Origin of the sequence: Bartonella sp. OC16QHHD (assembly GCF_042194035.1) — a bacterium.
Taxonomy (GTDB): domain Bacteria; phylum Pseudomonadota; class Alphaproteobacteria; order Rhizobiales; family Rhizobiaceae; genus Bartonella.
The window spans coordinates 116,633-134,887 of record NZ_JBHIMJ010000021.1; the positions used below are offsets into that span (position 1 = coordinate 116,633).

Here is an 18,255-nt window from a genome sequence, read left to right on the forward strand (position 1 = left end):
CCTCACTTTTGTGGGGCTTTTTTTATGGAGCGTCAGATGAGAAAGATATCGAAAGAAGGATTGACACTTCATCTTGAAGTTTTAAAATCAAAGCTTTTTCTACTAAACTCATGATGTCAACCAGAGCAGCACAATCTTATCACTCATATTTTCATGCCTAGAAAATTGAGATAATGCCATCCATAAATCGCATAAGAAGTTAGTATTTACCTTCATTGCACACCTCCATGGATTTGTTCTCTCAAACATGCCGCCAATCCTTTAGGTGTGATTTTTGTTGAAGGCAGCACCTTTTCTGTTCCATCCGGTTTTTGAATGGTGATGGCAGAACAGTCCATGAATCCTTTGTTGATTTTATCCTGATTAAAGGTAACAATGGACCACTTGGAGCACGTCGATACACCCAATCATTTTTACGCAAGTAATCTGTTAAATCCTTTGGTCTTATCTCCAACATCTTCGCGGCTTCAATCAAACCAAACAAACCATCAGAGCGTTTTAAGCCTTCTAAAGCTTTTGCTTTTGGTGCTAATTCTGAAATAACATAGTTTTTCTGCTTAATTTGATTTTGTAGATGATTTAAGGCGCCAAGTAATACTTCGGGTTTGGAGTAATCAATTTGTCGAATAGCTACTTGTCTTTCCAACTCTTTCCAACGGTCAATTATCTTTGCTCGTAAGGCAGAGCTGTAACTAGAAACAAGAATTAAGCATTCACGCTTTGGCAGGTTATAACAAGGGCGGCTTTCACCTTTGTTATCAAGGTAGTGCCCACCAAAATCAACCTCCTCAAATTTGAGGGCGTTAAGTTCTTCAAGCGTTTTCTTGATGTCACGCATAATATTGTCATGCCTTTTGCCACATAATTCAGTAATTTTAATAATGGTATTCATAAAGAATTCTTAGATGTTAGACGTTCCTTAATGATATTCTAAAAGAGTGCTAGGCACTAAGAAACACGGCATCTAGTCCGTCGTTACGCCTTTCCCCGAAGGGGGTATATGGCATAGCCACACCTGACAAAGCTATTATATGCATGTAGCACACAATGAGTTAAAGCTTTTAAATTGCGGAAGATTAGTTATTTCGGCAACTAATCCGCTAGTTGTTTTAAGGTGTTTTTGAGGCACCTGATTCGAAAATACCTATTAATATAGAATTGTCCAGCAACAAAAATTACTTTTTGCTAAGAAAACGTTTCACATATTGTACAGTATACATATTGAAATTATTATTTATCAATGAGCTAAGTGTACAATGTACAGTCAAATTGAAAATTCTGTCGTTAGCGATAGTTCGCACTAGTCTGCCCCGCAACGAAGCCAACCCGCTGGGAAGTGCATTTTGCATTGATTTTATTGACTTTTTTATGGAAAAAACAAAACATAAGTGATAATCTGTTCTTAAAATTGCAATCAAAGTGTATAATACATAACTCATAAGGATATGAAATAGATAGATAAAGCTTAAGAACATAATCTAGCTTTTCTTGTTGGCAGCGTATTCATGATGAGCAAGTTGGCACTGTATATTGGCAATTAATCTCTCATTAGCTTTTTTACAATAGCACTTGTAATCTCTGGCTTTGACATCACCCTAGCAATTGAGGGTTCCTCTTGTTTTGCAATAGGGAATTGATCTCCATCCGCTCTTTGAAAAACATTACCCTTCATCTTTTTTAAATCAACACGCTTTGGAAAACTCCCATCCTTGATAAAAACATGGGCAAGATTTGTTTTTTTCCAAACAGTTGTGTAAGTCACGCCGCGTTTTGTTCTTTTGCTTTAAAAAATTTAAGAAGTATCGGTGTTCCAGAACGAATGATATCTATCTCAAGAAACCTTGCTGTCGCCTTTTCTTAATATAAACACCTTGCTTAACACGCTTTGATTGGGCTGATGAGATGTCGGCAATTTGCTTTTCAGTAAAGCGTTCGACTGTTTTACTGCGGTGTTTAGAGCATTACGCAAAGCCCAATTAAGGCGTGGTGCTTGAAGACTGGTGAAGGTATCCTTTACCTGTTGAAGATACCATTTTGGGTAGATGATTAACTTCAACTTCTAAGCCTTTTTAAGGGTAGGTGTTGATGATTGAGAGACCTTAGATGCTTTTGGTTTTTCGAGAGAGGTTTCTTCAGTCATTGGTTCAGATGATGTTTGTGTGGCTTCTTGTTCTATCTGCTTAATTTGTTCAATTGCTTTGTCAGGCTTTGCTACCATCTTGGCCTCAACAAGAAGTTTTGCAGCATTGGCGCGCTTGAGACGTGCGTAGATCTAATTAGAAACTTCAACAAATGGATTATTGGGTGTTGATAGTTCAAAGCGAACAGTGCTTTTATTGTCGCCAACAACACACATTGGCTTAGTGATGACAGCTTTCATTATGGCTCCTTTTGAGTCATAATTAATGACATCATTAGTCAAATATTGATTTTTATTCTGTGAAAAATTGATTAGCCGATTGTCAACAGAAAAAATCATGATCTTATGCTTTTTTACTTTTTACCTAAAGTTGGTGTTTTTAAACATTAAAAATTGTAGAAAAAATTCAAGTAAGAAATGTTGATAACTTTGCTAAGACTTCGCCCATTACGCGCTACTATATCTAAAGAACGCGGTTGGTCGCAGCATATCACACCTGTTGTATGCAGCCCTGTTCCCACCAATGAAACAGCAAAGTCTGTTATTCTAGCAAAATTTCCTCCACTCGTAATGGGCAAAACAATGAGTGTTTTTGTTAAACGATTAAACGCCTCCGGTGACACAATCAGTACAGGATGCATTCATTTTTCTCATAGACAGAGGTTGGGTCAAGGGATACAAACCAAATTTACCCCGCTTCATTACAAGAGCTCTCTCCCAACAAGCTTAGCATCAAACCACTCTACATCTTTATCCGCAAAATCGTCCGAAGTATTACATTGGGCTAACAATTCTTCAAGAGTGTAATTTTGCGATATCTATAGCCAAACCCACTTGCATATTTCAGTAAGATGAAGAACATCAAGCAATGCAGGCGGTGTAGAGAGCATAACTGATCCTCCAACTTTACGTAATTTCGTTGTATGCATAAAACGCCCTCTCTAATATTATATAAAAATATAACATAAAGCCCATGATTCAATAGCTTTTTATGCTTTTGTGTAAATGTTTAAGAGGCGCATTTAGAGCAATACGCAATATACTCTGAATAAAGTCAATATTTTTTATCTCTCTGTTGATCTCGTCTATAAGAGGTTCGTAATTGAGAATGCTTTTCGGAATATCACCACCGTAAACCCATGCTTTTACTTGCGCTTTGGTACTAAAATCTGCATTCTTAGGTGTTTTGTAATACTGACCACCATCAAACTTTTCACACTCTCTTGTGCCGTCTTCGTATTCGTAGAGGTTGTAAAAATACTCCTCTGTCCCATCCCCTATGGGGCATACCCACTGCCGTTGCAACAAACCTCTTTCGCATGGGTTGTTTACGGTTTTTTAAGAATAGATGTTTTAAAATGAACATGCTTTAATCCTAATTTTACAAATTTGTCTATTTGCCTCAAATTTGACCGTACAGAGCGTTTTATATGATAGATTTTTATCATAAAATCTTTAAATCACTCTGTACGGTGCCATTTTGTCGATTTAAATGCACATCCAATCACAAAATGATCAGCAATTTTCACTAGTTTGCTAACCTGCAATGTTTTTCACTTGCTTTTCAACCAACGTGAGTGGTCTTGAATTCTCTCTCATTGCCTTTTCTTTCAGCCTTTTTTCACGGGTGTTCAAAACAGCCTGGTGTACAAGATTGGCTTTTGTCAAAAGACTATTTTCCAAATCACGACATAATTTTACTAACTCACGAGTGTTTGGAAAAAACGTATCCGATAAACCTTCTACCTCATCGCATAAAATCCGTTTAACCGTTTTTATGAGTGACCACGCAGAAACACTTTCCAAAACCATTCCATAGGTAAGCGCCATACCTTCATGATCTGCCCGTTGCGAAATTTTTTGAACCACACGAAAGCATCCAAATTGCCTTGGTTATGTCCTCTTTACTCACTTTTATTGAAAACAATTCGTGAAGTTGATCACACGCTTCTAAGGCAATCGCTTCCTGCTGTTGTGTCAATGCTTGCCACTTTTCAAAACTAAAGGAAACTCCGGAGTTATCATCTCGTGAATGTGTTTCAAAGTGACCTCGAGGCCCGATATCAAGGATACTGTCTGAGATGCGTTCATCTACACTTTTTTGCCTTTGAGAGTGATTTCCATAGTTTTTTCCGTTCTCTAAATCCTCGATAGCTTTTTGCACCCAGTTGCGCCACATTGCTTTCCAATCCGTTTTGCGTGCATCTTTGCCTGTTCTAGCTTTCCAAAAATCTCGAAATTTTGCCATTTCGGCTTTGACACGCTCTGGAGGCAATCCCTCTTCGATTGCGAAATCATAAACAGGTTCGAAATCATCAGGGTACGACAGCCACTGTCATTTCTAACCCGTTTAGCTTTTTCGTAATGTTCTCTTGCTCGTGAATGGAAGGTTGGTTTTCTACACCCGTTTCGATTTGCTCTGATGTGGCCTCAACAGCAGCAACCTCTGTTGGTTCGTCAACCTGTTCGTTTGTTTCTAAATTTTCAGAAGCAGTTTTTTTTGCTAACTAAAATGATAGTTTTAGTTTATATATATTCTTATTCTGTTTCTTTATAGCTTGGTTTTGCTTAGCGTTTGCTTCAGCAAAATCATTAAAGTGTTTTTATAGCGTTTTTTATTGTGCACCTTTTTTCCAGCCTCACTATGAATTTGCGATATGTGCACTTTTTTATCAGTAAAATCTTTTAGCTCTTCTTCAACGCGCGTATTCGACAAACCATTATCTTTCTCAATAAGTTTATCATTCTTTATGAGATATTCGACAATAGTTACAAACTTTTTTGCGAGCAATTGCAAGCGCGGGCAAGCATTTCAAAATCTGTTTTAATTGGTGCTTTTTTGTCATACATGCGAATGAAAAGCGTTATATAAATGCCCCTTTGCTCTCATGTCATTCCATCGATCTCACTGTTCCAGTCATTCAAAAGGAATCTTATCCATGGCATTGCATTAGACATGCGCATTCCCTTCTTTAACTAAATATAAAATTGCTAAAGCATTTGCTTCGTTGTCATCTTTTGGATTGTATCCTTTTGCACACACCGTCTTAATCATCTCTTCTTGTGAGGCATTGACTTTATCTGTTGTGATCTTCATTTTTGTAAGCCATTGCTGAAAACGCAAATAGCGCATACTATCGCCTTTAAAACGACAAAATTCAAAATTGACAAGTGCTACTTGTTATACTGCTGTCTACACGAGAAATCGCCCAGCCTGTCTTAGATCTAGATCAAGGCAGAGAACGGTTTGTGTATTGATGATCATCTTCCCCCATGAAGGCTGTTGCGTATTTATATGTGCGCTATGACAGAGCGTGTTGTGATTGCCTGTCTTGAAAAAATGGTCGTGAGAAAGTACTTGAAACTACTTTTGGGCCAATTTTTTACTGCCATTCGAGGAAAAATAATCTTAGAAGCAGTTGATTTTCGAATTAACTCTTCTTGTTTTTGAATCACATCTTTTTGTGCACGTATTTTTTCAGCTTCTTTATCTATTATTTTGTCTTTTGCATCTATCTCTTTTCTGAGCTTTTGCGTCGTTTTACAAGAGTCATGAAGAGTATAAGCCAATCCCAAATTAGCAATACTGATTGCCTCTCCATCCTATAAAGACGAGGAGGAGGTCAAAGTGCTAAAAAGGTACCTCAAAAAGCAGCAATGATTCGTATTTTAGTACCACCGCGGTGCCGTCTTATAGCGTTATAATAAAGTTACGAAAGGTGGTTTAGAAGGTGCTTTAATTTTTTTTGACTTTTAATAAATCATTGGAAAATAAGAGAGATTAAGATAATCTGGTGCGGACGGCGGGACTTGAACCCGCAAGGTCTTCGACCGGCAGATTTTAAGTCTGCTATGTTTACCGTTTTCATCACGTCCGCGATGTGAGTTCTCTCATAAGCTATATCTTTTATTGAATCAAGAATTAATGACAAAAGAAATATTTTTCATTTTTTAGTGAAATTTTGACTGACAATAGTTTCCTTTATCGATAGAAAAAGCTTTTATAATGTAAATAAAGTATGAAATGATTAGTGTTATGAGTCAATTTATTCAAGACGTCACAAAAGCTATGGTGGGATTGCATCACGTGTTTGCTGAAACACCACTTCAAAGAAATGATTTTCTTAGTCAAAAGTATGATGCAGAAATTTATTTAAAGCGTGAAGATTTAACACCGGTGCGGTCTTATAAGATTCGTGGTGCTTTCAATTTTGTTTCAGAAATGCTTAGCTGTATATCACCAGATTCTGCATTTGTTTGTGCTTCAGCGGGGAATCACGCGCAAGGGGTTTCTTTTGTTTGTCGTTATTTTAAACGTAAAGGCGTGATTTTCATGCCTATGACAACGCCACAACAAAAAATTGAAAAAACACGTATTTTTGGTAAAGAATTCATTGATATTCGTTTGGTTGGTGAAACATTTGATCAATGTTATGAAGCTGCGCAATCCTTTGTCGTAGAGAGCGGTGGTGTAATGGCTCCACCTTTCGATGATATTCGCATTATTACAGGGCAGGCAACAGTGCTTTGTGAAGCTGCTTTACAATGGAAAAAACTCAATGGAGAAAGTGAGCCAGATTTGATGATTGTGCCGGTAGGGGGTGGTGGTTTGGCAAGTGGAGTGAGCAAGTTTTTACATGAATATGGTTGGAAAACAAAGCTTCGTTTTGTTGAGCCGCAAAGAGCTGCAAGTTTGCTTGCTTGTTTGGAGAGTGGAAAACGCGTCAAGCTTGAAAGCATTGACACTTTTGTAGATGGTGCTGCTGTGGCTGAAATTGGTGCTCTAAACTATACAATTCTAAAGCAATTTCCCCCTGATTCTGTCATTACGGTTCCTGAAAACCGCGTTTGTTCTACGATGGTTGAAATGCTTAATGTTGAAGGTGTGGTTCTTGAACCGGCTGGTGCTTTATCGATTGATGCGCTTAACAGTATTCCTCCTCAAGAGTTAAAGGGGAAAAAAATTCTTCTCGTTATTTCAGGAGGTAATTTTGATTTTGAGCGTTTGCCAGAAATTAAAGAGCGTTCTTTACGTTTCCAAGGGTTGAGAAAATATTTTATTTTTAGTTTTCCGCAACATCCTGGTGCATTGCGTCATTTTCTTTCCACATTATCACCAGATGATGATATCGTACGTTTTGAATATCTTAAAAAGTCAGCGAGAAACTTTGGTTCTGTATTGGTTGCGATTGAAACAAAAAAATACGGTAATTTTTGTCTTTTAGAGGAAAAATTTCAAGCGTTAGGTTGGCGTTATCGTGATATTACTGATGATCAAACGTTATTTGATTTTGTTATTTGAGAAACTGAAATTTTACTAAAACAAGAAGTATAATGATGAAACCTATTTTTTATTCGGTGCTGAGTCTATTTTTCTTTTTGATTGTTAATCAACAGAGTTTAGCATCTCAGCCAACAATAGTACAAAAAGATGAACTTTCAAGAGTCGTTGTTGATGTCAATAATGCTATAAAAAATGGGGATTTTATGCCTATTTCTCGTTATATGCCTGAGCGGCTTTATAAAGAGATGGCACATCGATTGAATACAACAGAGAGTGCTTTACGTAGTGATTTTCTTCAACAGTTGCATAAGAAATTTGAAGGGTTGCCTTCTGGTGCTTATTATTTAGATAAAGAAAATATAGAGTATTTACAAACTGATAACGGTACTTTGTATGCTTTAATTCCAACAGTTCTTGAGATGAAAGATCGCATCATTCAATATAAAACTTTGGCGATTTTTGATAAAAACCAATGGTATTTAATTTATGGCGGTCAAAAAACTTTACAAAATCCAGTTTTTCTCGAGATTTATCCTGATTTTATCAAGGTACATTTACCGATGGACACAATCATCAAAAAATAGACGATCTAAATATTGTTTTTATTCATGATAAATGTATTTCGTAAAGTTCTTGCTTTTTTATCATAATCCAAAGATAATAGAGGTGAAGGCATTTAGGCTGGTTTGTTGGCTTTTTGTAAAGTGAAGTTTATACGCCTTTATCTTGATTTCAAGGTGTTCATGAGTTGCGCAAGCCGCTTTTTAGGCGTTGCTTCATTTAAAATGTCAGGGATTTCTCTTGCGCGGATTCTTGAGTGGAGAGTTCAGATGGTTACTTCTTTTGAGTTCTTCAGCTAAGGAAAGATTTTATTTTGCCTATAAAAGAAGAAAATGTTTTTACAAAGTTAGGTTTGCCTACTCTTTTGATTAAAAATTTACTCATTGCTGGGATGAGTAAACCTAAACCTATACAAGAACAAGCTATTCCAGTTATGTTGAAAGGACACGATATTTTAGGTGTTGCTCAGACAGGTTCTGGAAAAACCTTGGCATTTAGTTTGCCTATTTTAAGTCAGATTTTGGCTTTAGGTGATAAACGCTGCCCTAAAACTGCACGCGCTTTGATTTTAGCTCCAACGCGTGAACTTGCTGTTCAGATTGATGAAACGATTCGCACTGCGGCGAAAGGAGCACATCTTTCAACATGTCTTATTTTTGGGGGCGTATCACGTTTAAAACAAATTAAACGTATGGAAGCAGGTGTGGATGTTTTGATAGCGACTCCAGGGCGTTTGAGAGATCTTGTTCGTGAAAAGTGTGTTGATCTTTCCCAATCTCGTTTTTTGATTTTGGATGAAGCAGATCGTATGTTGGATATGGGGTTTATTCATGATGTTAAGCAAATTGCAAAGCTTTTGCATCAAGAGCGTCAGACAGCACTCTTTTCTGCAACAATGCCGAGGGAAATTGCTGTGCTTGCAAAATGTTTACTCAATGATCCGGTTAAAATTGAAGTTGTTCCTCAAGGTACTACGGCTGTAGAGATTTGCCAAAAATTATATTGTGTTCCTACGAATGAAAAAAAGAATGTTTTAAGTAAACTTTTGACAAATCCAGCTTTTGATTCGGTTATTGTTTTTACTCGAACTAAACATGGGGCAGATGCTGTCACACGTAGTTTAGAAAAGGTAGGATATTTAGTCGCAACAATTCATGGAAATAAATCACAAGGTGCTCGCCAGTCTGCTTTAAAAGCTTTTCGTGAAAGATCTGTGCAGATTCTAGTGGCAACAGATATTGCTGCACGCGGTATTGATATACCAGGGATAAGCCACGTTATTAATTACGACTTACCAGATGAAGCTGAAAGTTATGTACATCGTATTGGTCGTACAGGACGTAATGGCGCATCTGGTGTAGCACTTACGCTTTTTGATGAGAAGGTAGAAAGGTCCCGCTTGCGTGCTATAGAGCACTTGATTCGTATGAAATTGGTGGCTGAGGCTGTTCCAGAACAATTTGCAGCGTTTCCAGAAAAGCCAATTGTACGAGAAAGTAAAGAAAAAGAAAACGATAAGGAACGCCGTTTTAAAAAATCTAAACGTCAAAAACAGTTTTTAGGTCGAAAAGATGATACCGCACAGTTGCAGCGGAAGAATTCTTCACCTCAAAATGAGAGGCATAAAAAAGCAAAAGCGGTAGTAAAGCGTGCAAAGACTTTTCGTTTTCGGAAATCAGTTAAGAAGGCTGCTTAGATAAAGTCTTGAAAAAAGATCATGTACAGGAGATCTTTTACTTTTGTTGATTTATTCTCAATTGAAAGAGTTAAAAGTAAGAAGATCCTTCAGAGGTTTTCATTTTTTAGAAATGAAAACTTCTAACTTTTTGGATTTATTAAAAATCTTTATTGTAGAGGCAATTATTTATTTGCTTTATTCCCATTTTTTTAAATGGGAATAAAAGTAGATTTTATTTATATAAAATTATTTTTATAAAGGATGTGTTTTATCTTTAATGATAACTTTTAATTTTAAAAATTGATGTCTAATAATAACTCATTGTTTTATATATTTAATAATTCACTATATCGTATTTTTTTCATTTTTAAGTTATTTATGCGGATCAATCAAAAGTATTCGCTTGCACGTTATGTGTGAAGTTGTCATATAAATAAACATTTGAAAAATAAATAAAATAATTTTTATAAACTCTTTCAAAGGCAATGGGGGATTGCTGAGATTGAGAGTTGGAAAATAGTATGATGGTATGGCTTTTATTATAAATAAAGATGGGGCTGATCAATCGATTTCATTTTATACCATTTACGGGTGTCATTGTGAAAGAGTCTTGGGGGGATTTAAGAGATATCTCTTTAAAAAAGCATGTGACTGCATAATACAATAGCGAGAATGTCATGATTTCTGAAGGCTTTCTCAGGACTCTTAACAATTTAGCTTGTTATCTTGGTTTTTACTGTAAAACACTATTATTTGGGGGGATATAAAGTATTTGGGGATATAAAGCCTATAAGATTTTATGTATTAAACGTTTTATGACAGTGTGGTGAACAAGGCAAGGTTGTTTGTAAAGCGTTGAAGTGGCTAGCAGGAGGCAACCTGTTAGATAAGACGTCGGAGTGTTTACAGACTTGTTTTATGTTTTTTGCTTTTAGGATGGGGAGGAGGTTATGTGGGGTGTATGGAGATAATATATGACCTTGATTATTGTTTCTTCCATTTTTCAAAATGATTGCTTCATGAGCAGGTTTTTAAGTTTAATTTCTTTATTGAGGATAAATCATGCTTTCTTTGGAAAAAAATATGAGACAGTTTCATTGCTGATGGAGCTTAATAATTCATCTTTGATGAAAGAAATCGTAATTTATAATTTATAATGTGCAAATAATTGCAGTGCCCTCTTATAGAGGTGCGGTGGTTTGAGAAAAGTAATCTTATTTGTGCTATTTTAAAATGAATCAATAGTTTTTTGCGTTCATTGCAAAAAACACATCCCGTAGGATATTGCGTTTCTATTTTATTGCAAAAATTCTATTCCATCACTTTTATTAACGAATCCCTCATATCTAAAAGCTTGAGAAAGAACAATAATACGTGGAATAAAAGAAAAGTGGCTCCCCGGGCCGGATTCGAACCAGCGACCAACCGGTTAACAGCCGGTTGCTCTACCGCTGAGCTACCGGGGAATGGTGCCCAATCATCTCATTGAAAAGGCTATAGCAAAGCAATACTGATTTGCAAAGGATAAAATTACTTTTTTAAAAAAAAATATGATAAATTGTGTAATAAGAGGAAAAAAGGCGAGAGAATATTTCTACACCTTGACGGATGCGTTGCCTTCCCTTATTGAAACCTTTATGTTTGTTGACGAGGCCTCGTGGCGGAATGGTTACGCAGAGGACTGCAAATCCTTGTATCCCGGTTCGATTCCGGGCGAGGCCTCCAGCCGATTTTAAACGAAACGGCTTTTAGGGGAGATGAGGTATAGGAAAATAGGTTATTTCCCTCTATTCTTGTGAAGACACTTTTGTATGAGAGATTATACAGTTAAAATCTAATTGTTGACTGTAGCATCCTTTTTTCTAACACCCATAGTTTAAGAGATCTTCGTTCCTTGTTGTCGTTGTTTTGTTTGTTTTTTGTAGGTTAGGAGAAAATATTCGTTATGGTTGCAGATTTTGCTGAGCTTCGTCGCAAAATGGTTGACAATCAAATTCGTACAGTCGATGTAACGGATTTATCAGTTCTTGAAGCCTTTTTAACGGTATCTCGTGAAGATTTTGTATCGGAAGATATGAAAGTGTTAAGTTATCTTGATACTGATATTGTTCTATGTCCAGTGCCAGATGGGGTTCCTGCACGCTATTTGATGAAACCTGCGTCTCTAGCGAAATTACTACAGCTTGCCGCTGTAAAATCATCAGATGTTGTTTTAGATATTGGTGCAAATAGTGGTTATTGTGCAGCGTTGCTTGCAAAACTTGCAGGGTCTGTGATTGCGCTGGAAAGTGATAAATCTCTCTTTGAACGTGCTCTTGAAGCTTTAGAACGTAATCAATGTGATAATGTGGTTGTCGTTCATGGTCCATTAGAGCAAGGATATGCCGTTGAGGGACCTTATGATGTGATTTTCATTGAGGGATCTGTTGATTTTATTCCTCAAGGTATCTTTGATCAAATGAAAGACTGTGGACGTCTTGTTGTGGTTGAAGGGCATGGAAATGCTGCTGTTGCACAAATCTATATAAAAGAAGATGGGATCATCTCGGCTCGTCGTGCTTTTAACCTCGCTGTAAAGCCTCTTCCTTGTTTTTTCAAAACACCTGGTTTTGTGTTTTAGTGCTTGTTTGTTTTGTGAATAAAAGATAATTTTGTAATTTATTTGGGGTTTGTTATTGTGTGTATTATGTTTAGAGTAAACAAGAAGTTTCAGGCGTGTTTATTGCTGGTGTTGAGTGTTTTTCTATCAGAGGCTGTTTGTGCTGAAACATTGATGGATGCCTTTTCTAAGGCTTATAAATATAATGCTAAGTTGAATAGTGAACGTGCAGCTGTGCGTATATCCAGTGATGATGTTGTCATTGCGCGATCGGGGCTATTGCCACAAGTTGAGGGAGTTGGGAACTATGGGCGCAATAAGTCTTTTACAGGTCCTTATGTCACTTCTGGATCTATAGGAGTGAGATTAAATCAAAGATTATTTGATGGTTTTATCACGCAAAATATCTTTTCTTCAGCTCAAGTTAAGTTGCAGGCTCAGCGTGAATATCTTCGTAATGTTGAACAAAATACGTTTCTGGAGGCGGTGACCGCTTATGCTAATGTCTATCACGCACGTCGTGTTGCCGATCTTCGGAGAGAAAATTTGGCAGCTCTTGAGGAACAAGTTCGTTCCAATAAAGCAAAATTTGATGTGGGTGAAGGAGGGCATGTTGATCTTGCTCAAGCTCAAGCTGCACGTTCCGTGGCGGTTTCAGAGCTGAGTCTTGCTCGTGCCGATGTAAAAGCAGCAGAGGCAGTGTATCGACAAGTTATTGGTTCTGATCCTGAAAAGTTAAAACGCCCACCTGTAGCCAAAGATTTTCCCGTCAACCTTGATATGGCTTACCAAATGAGCGTTGTGATGCATCCAGCAATCCTTTATGCTAAATATTTAGTCGATGCGAGTGTTTATAATGTAAAGGCGAAAGAAGGGGCATTGCTCCCTAAAGTTGATTTTTCTGCAACTGCATCTTATAATCGAATCTACAGCGGGGTTGGAGAAGATGGCATTTCTAAATCGATAGGGTTGTCAGTAAGTGTCCCAATCTTTGAAGGAGGGCGTACGTCTGCGCAAATTCGCCAATCAAGGGAACAGCTTGGACAGGCGCAGCTTCAACTCGATTTGGCGCATAGTAATACGCGACAAGCACTTACTTCTGCTTGGTTTCAGTTGGAGGGCGCACGCTCATCTGTTGTTGCTTACCGTGAAAGTGTTCGTGCTGCTGAAATTGCTCTGAAAGGTCGTGTTCAAGAAAATCGCGTAGGGCAAGCAACGACGCTGGATGTTTTAAATTCTCGTACTCTATTGATTAATGCTCAGATTGCGCTTGCAATGGCAGAGCGTAATGCTGTTGTGGCGAGCTATAGTGTTCAATCTTCTATTGGTAAATTGACTGCAAGTTATTTAGGTTTAAAAACAATTAAATATATCCGATAATACATAAAAGTATCTCTTTGAATCTTATTAAATTATTTTAGTTTTTAAAAGCTTAGTAAATCAACAGTTGAATATGTTGAAAGATATTGCGGCGAGATATTATTTTTATAAGTGTAGAAAACTGTGTGTAGCGCCCTCTTTATGACAAGCATATTTGAAAATATCGTAGGAGGCATGTTGATCTTATAATTCTTTTGCATACACTGAAAATATGATTCTATTTGTTGTTGCGTCTTTGAGAGGTTGTAAAGTATGGTACAGAGTTCAAGCGTGTTACGTGAGCCAAGTATGGATGAAATTTTAACATCTATTCGTGAAATAATTGAAGAAAATGCGGTTCAATCTGATCACTTTTTAAATGAAGATGTTGCAGTGAATGCTTCAGAAGTGGCATCCGAGGGTATTTATGATACAACCTTATCGGTTGATGATGCTATGAAAGCTTTAGCTGATCGTATTGGTCTTTCTTCTGAAAATCAAGGAGGGAAGATAACGCAAGAGAAAGAGGATATAGAGGCAGAAAATAATACAGTTGGTATGGATATGCAAAAGATGAAGCTTTCTTCTGAAGAACGGAATTCTGTTTATAAAGCAAAAGAATATGAAGATGAGATAAGGAAATCACAGTCAGACGCTGGAAGGGATGGTCATGTGGAATTGTCTGCATATTGTATTTCTTCTGCAGAAAAGATTGCAAAGGATGTGTTGCGTCCTGCTATAGCAGAATGGTTACAGTCTAAATTGCCTATTTTGCTGGAAGATATTTTGCGTGAAGAGATTATGAAGGCGATTAAAAAATCGTCTTAATTATTTTTACATTATTTTTATGTTTTTCATTTTATGAGAATTTTGTTTGCGATTTTGCGAGCTCTCTAGTGAATGGCTGAGATTCACGAGATTCTGATCAGGTTTTGATCATATATTGTGTTTTTCAGCGGCGTTATGGATGGATAGAATGTTAGAAAAAAACTATGATGCTGCCTCTATAGAGCAACGGGTTGCAAAGAGATGGGAGACTCGTGGGGCTTTTAAAGCGGGAGCTGGTTCTAAAAGCGGTGCAGAACCTTTTTGCGTTATGCTTCCTCCTCCTAATGTTACGGGCTCACTTCATATGGGGCATGCGCTCAATACGACAATTCAAGATATAATAGTTAGATTTCAGCGGATGCGTGGCAGAAATGTGTTGTGGCAGCCTGGTATGGATCATGCTGGGATTGCTACGCAAATGGTAGTGGAGCGTCAACTTGCAGAACGCCAAGAGCCAACGCGTCAAGAAATGGGGAGAGAAAAGTTTATTGAGCGTATTTGGGAATGGCGTTATGAAACTGGAGGCGTTATTGCAAACCAGTTGCGTCGCCTTGGGGTTTCATGTGATTGGTCGCGTGAGCGGTTTACAATGGATGAGGGGTTGTCGCAGGCGGTTCGTGAAGTCTTTGTCACGCTTTATAAGCAAGGGTTGATATATAGGGATAAGCGCCTCGTCAATTGGGATCCTAAATTGTTGACAGCTATTTCAGATCTTGAAGTTGAGCAAAAAGAAGTTCAAGGACGTTTGTGGCACTTTAGATATCCACTTGAAGGTAAAATTTTTGATCCAAATGATGCGACAACTTTTATAACAGTGGCGACAACACGACCAGAAACAATGCTTGGTGATACAGGAATTGCTGTTAATCCTGAAGATGAGCGTTATAAAAATCTTATCGGTAAAAATGCTCTTTTGCCGCTTGTTGGTCGTAGGTTGTTAATTGTTGGTGATAGCCATGCTGATCCTGAAGCTGGAAGTGGTGCTGTAAAAATCACACCAGCTCATGACTTTAATGACTTTGAAGTAGGACAGCGTAATCATTTACGCTTGATCAATATTTTTACCCAGCAAGCCGAGATTTTTCTTCGTGAAAATGAAGCATTTTTCGATGGTTTGATTTTATCAGATGAATTAAAAATGTTAGTAGAAAATCTCGATAAATCTGATCGTTTTGTTGCTCGCCAGAAGATTGTTTCTTTGATGGAAGAACAGGGATATTTAGCTTCTGTTGATGATCATACCCATATGGTTCCTCATGGAGATCGCAGTGGTGTCCCTATTGAGCCTTTTTTGACAGATCAATGGTATGTTCATGCTGCTGAATTAGCAAAGCCAGCGATAGAGGCTGTTCAACAAGGCAAAACGCAGTTCGTTCCCGATAACTGGAAAAAGACGTACTTCAATTGGATGGAAAATATTCAACCTTGGTGCATTTCTCGCCAATTATGGTGGGGACATCAGATTCCTGCTTGGTATGGTCCTGATGGAACGGTTTTTGTTGAAAAAAGTGAAAAAGAGGCTTTAGATTCAGCTTTTGCTCATTATGGTGAGGTTGTTGAATTAATCCGTGATCCGGATGTTTTAGATACTTGGTTTTCATCAGCTCTTTGGCCTTTTTCAACATTAGGATGGCCAAATAAAACGACTGAATTATCTACTTTTTACCCAACATCTTTATCTGTGACAGGATTTGATATTATTTTTTTCTGGGTTGCTCGTATGATGATGATGGGACTTCACTTTATGGGTGACGTTCCTTTCCCAACGATTTATGTGCATGCTCTTGTACGGGATCAAAAAGGTGCAAAGATGTCAAAATCAAAGGGAAATATTATTGATCCCTTAGAGCTTATTGATCAATATAGTGCTGATGCACTTCGGTTTACTTTAGCTATTATGGCAGCACAAGGTCGTGATGTAAAACTTGATGTTTCCCGTATTGCTGGTTATCGTAATTTTGCTACGAAATTGTGGAATGCTACCCGATTTGCACAGATGAATGGTGTGAAGCATGATCCAACTTTTAAACCAGAACAAGCAAAATTGCCGCTTAATCGTTGGATTTTAACAGAGTTATCTAAAACAATTTCAGCGGTTACGACTGGTATTGAACACTATAAATTTAATGAGTCAGCTGCCACTCTTTACCGTTTCATTTGGAATACATTATGTGATTGGTATTTGGAGCTTCTCAAACCTATTTTTCAGGGGGAAAATGAAGATGCTAAAAATGAGGCTCAAGCTTGTACTGCTTGGGTTTTAGATGAAGTTTATAAACTTCTTCATCCTTTTATGCCTTATATGACGGAAGAGTTGTGGTCTCTTACAGAAACGCAAGCCATCAAGCGTGAGGATATGCTCGCATTGACAAAATGGCCAGAGAAAACATTGATAGATGAAGAAGCTGCTGATGATATTAATTGGCTTATTGATGTCGTCACGGGGATTCGGTCTGTACGTTTTGAAATGAATATTCCAGTGGTGACACAAGCACCTCTTGTTGTTGTCGAAGGAGGGGAAGTAACGCGAGAGCGTGTGAAGCGTTATGATGCACTTCTTAAAAAATTAGCGCGTATTGAAGTTATTGATTTCTCTGATAAAGTTCCGGAAGTATCGGCACAAATGATTTTGGGAGAGGCTGTTTTTTGTTTACCATTAGGACAGTTGATTGATTTGGAGGCTGAACGTGTTCGTTTGAGGAAGGATGTCAGTAAAATTGAACAAGATATTGAAAAAATATCGCTTAAGTTAAACAACCCCCAATTTATAGCAAATGCAAAAGCAGAAATTGTTGAGCGTGAGCGGAACAGGGTTGTAGAACTGCGTGCAGCGCAGAAAAAAATATTTGTTGCTTTAGAGCGGTTAGATTGATTTCAACTTTTTATTTTTTGATGGATGATTTCATACCATTAGGGCTGGTGTAGATCTTCTTTAAAGAAACTTTTTCTTTTGTTAGTTTTTCATGAACGATCATAAAATCTCTACTGAAATCCATTGTTTTATGTTTATCATTAAAGAGACATCTTTTAAGGTACTCGAGCCTATTTCACGACGTAGATCATGAGTGGTATAACGGTAAATCCATTGAGCTTCCCTTCTTTATGCTTGTGAAGTAACAAGCGCCGGGGGGGGCACCATTCTGTCCAATATCCGGACAACCCTTAGCTCAAACCGTTCGTAAGAGGCATTTTTAGTTCTTTCTTACACAGAGTTTTTATCCACATAGCTCTCTCTGCTTGTAATGTGCAAGCGGATGGTTTTGATTGATTTAACATGGAACAGGTTTGGAATGAGAGAATCTTACGATATTCGAGGTCCTCATTCAATATGCAAAAAGGTAAATTATCATTATAAATCAAAACATTGTTTTATTTCTGTAAAATATCATCATTTAGAGTAGCAATATAAGGCATGTAAAATTACACATGTGGTATTTTTTGTATGTAGTGGTGAGTATTCTGAGGTAGAACTTGTGTGTAAAGTATGAAGTAACCCCATGTGAAATGATGTCAGGTGCAATCCGTTAAACAAAAAGCTTGTATTGTTTATAGATTGACGGAGACAAAAAACTTCATCTTTAAGGTGGTAAGGCAGTCGTGAAGTTATAAGTTAACTATCATCATTATATTTATCCATCTTTCGTATTGTTTTTTATATTTAAACGCTTACCATTCATCATGTATTCTCTTCATTCTCAAGTTGCTGTTTAATGTACGTTATTTTATTGAACGATTTTTACTCATACGTATAAAATTTTAAGATCGATAAAGCTTAGAATGTTAAAGGATGTGTTACAAAATATAGA

10 protein-coding genes, 3 tRNA genes and 6 pseudogenes are annotated in these 18,255 nt (G+C 37.3%); 8 read left to right on the forward strand and 11 right to left on the reverse strand.

Features of this window, described 5'->3' with window-relative positions; translation table 11 throughout:
* Positions 1-212: 212 nt before the first annotated feature.
* From ACFIK1_RS03575 to ACFIK1_RS03620, 10 genes and pseudogenes are all read right to left on the reverse strand, one after another.
* Positions 213-892: pseudogene (locus ACFIK1_RS03575) on the reverse strand (phage antirepressor KilAC domain-containing protein).
* Positions 893-1,478: 586 nt separating this feature from the next.
* A pseudogene (locus tag ACFIK1_RS03580) lies at positions 1,479-2,056 on the reverse strand (hypothetical protein).
* Between the two features lie 3 nt (positions 2,057-2,059).
* Positions 2,060-2,380: pseudogene (locus ACFIK1_RS03585) on the reverse strand (hypothetical protein).
* Between the two features lie 146 nt (positions 2,381-2,526).
* The gene (locus ACFIK1_RS03590) at positions 2,527-2,781 is read right to left on the reverse strand and encodes a type II toxin-antitoxin system PemK/MazF family toxin (RefSeq protein WP_375662105.1); all 255 of its coding nucleotides are present in this window, start codon (positions 2,779-2,781) and stop codon (positions 2,527-2,529) included.
* Positions 2,782-2,841: 60 nt separating this feature from the next.
* Positions 2,842-3,069 (reverse strand): annotated as a pseudogene (locus ACFIK1_RS03595) (antitoxin).
* A gap of 49 nt (positions 3,070-3,118) precedes the next feature.
* Positions 3,119-3,506 (reverse strand): annotated as a pseudogene (locus ACFIK1_RS03600) (hypothetical protein).
* A gap of 170 nt (positions 3,507-3,676) precedes the next feature.
* Complete coding sequence (locus ACFIK1_RS03605; RefSeq protein WP_375662106.1) at positions 3,677-4,009, reverse strand: hypothetical protein; 333 nt, start codon at positions 4,007-4,009, stop codon at positions 3,677-3,679.
* Complete coding sequence (locus ACFIK1_RS03610) at positions 3,975-4,388, reverse strand: hypothetical protein (RefSeq protein WP_375662107.1); 414 nt, start codon at positions 4,386-4,388, stop codon at positions 3,975-3,977. The genes ACFIK1_RS03605 and ACFIK1_RS03610 overlap by 35 nt, the downstream gene beginning before the upstream one ends.
* Before the next feature lie 702 nt (positions 4,389-5,090).
* Positions 5,091-5,405 (reverse strand): annotated as a pseudogene (locus ACFIK1_RS03615) (hypothetical protein).
* Positions 5,406-5,932: 527 nt separating this feature from the next.
* A tRNA-Leu gene (locus ACFIK1_RS03620) sits at positions 5,933-6,018 on the reverse strand.
* A 146-nt stretch (positions 6,019-6,164) separates the two neighbouring features.
* Here ACFIK1_RS03620 and ilvA point away from each other — a divergent pair.
* The 3 genes from ilvA (at position 6,165) to ACFIK1_RS03635 (ending at position 9,681) form a co-directional block, all read left to right on the forward strand.
* Positions 6,165-7,442, forward strand: coding sequence for a threonine ammonia-lyase IlvA (gene ilvA / locus ACFIK1_RS03625; RefSeq protein ID WP_375612449.1), 1,278 nt, complete (start codon positions 6,165-6,167; stop codon positions 7,440-7,442).
* A gap of 35 nt (positions 7,443-7,477) precedes the next feature.
* On the forward strand, positions 7,478-8,008 hold the full coding sequence (locus ACFIK1_RS03630; RefSeq protein ID WP_375607472.1) for a hypothetical protein: 531 nt from the start codon (positions 7,478-7,480) through the stop codon (positions 8,006-8,008).
* A gap of 290 nt (positions 8,009-8,298) precedes the next feature.
* Entirely contained in the window at positions 8,299-9,681 is a 1,383-nt protein-coding gene (locus tag ACFIK1_RS03635) for a DEAD/DEAH box helicase (protein ID WP_375662108.1), read from the forward strand.
* A 1,373-nt stretch (positions 9,682-11,054) separates the two neighbouring features.
* Here the strand turns inward: ACFIK1_RS03635 and ACFIK1_RS03640 are convergent.
* A tRNA-Asn gene (locus ACFIK1_RS03640) sits at positions 11,055-11,129 on the reverse strand.
* 185 nt (positions 11,130-11,314) lie between these two features.
* Here ACFIK1_RS03640 and ACFIK1_RS03645 point away from each other — a divergent pair.
* From ACFIK1_RS03645 to ACFIK1_RS03665, 5 genes are all read left to right on the forward strand, one after another.
* A tRNA-Cys gene (locus tag ACFIK1_RS03645) sits at positions 11,315-11,388 on the forward strand.
* A 220-nt stretch (positions 11,389-11,608) separates the two neighbouring features.
* Complete coding sequence (locus tag ACFIK1_RS03650) at positions 11,609-12,283, forward strand: protein-L-isoaspartate O-methyltransferase (protein ID WP_375662109.1); 675 nt, start codon at positions 11,609-11,611, stop codon at positions 12,281-12,283.
* Positions 12,284-12,349: 66 nt separating this feature from the next.
* Positions 12,350-13,642, forward strand: a complete 1,293-nt coding sequence (locus ACFIK1_RS03655) for a TolC family outer membrane protein (RefSeq protein WP_375662110.1) — start codon at positions 12,350-12,352, stop codon at positions 13,640-13,642.
* Between the two features lie 252 nt (positions 13,643-13,894).
* Entirely contained in the window at positions 13,895-14,449 is a 555-nt protein-coding gene (locus tag ACFIK1_RS03660) for a DUF2497 domain-containing protein (protein ID WP_375632919.1), read from the forward strand.
* A 148-nt stretch (positions 14,450-14,597) separates the two neighbouring features.
* A complete protein-coding gene (locus ACFIK1_RS03665) occupies positions 14,598-17,321 on the forward strand; it encodes a valine--tRNA ligase (RefSeq protein WP_375662111.1) in 2,724 nt (907 codons plus the stop codon).
* The last annotated feature ends 934 nt before the right edge of the window (positions 17,322-18,255 follow it).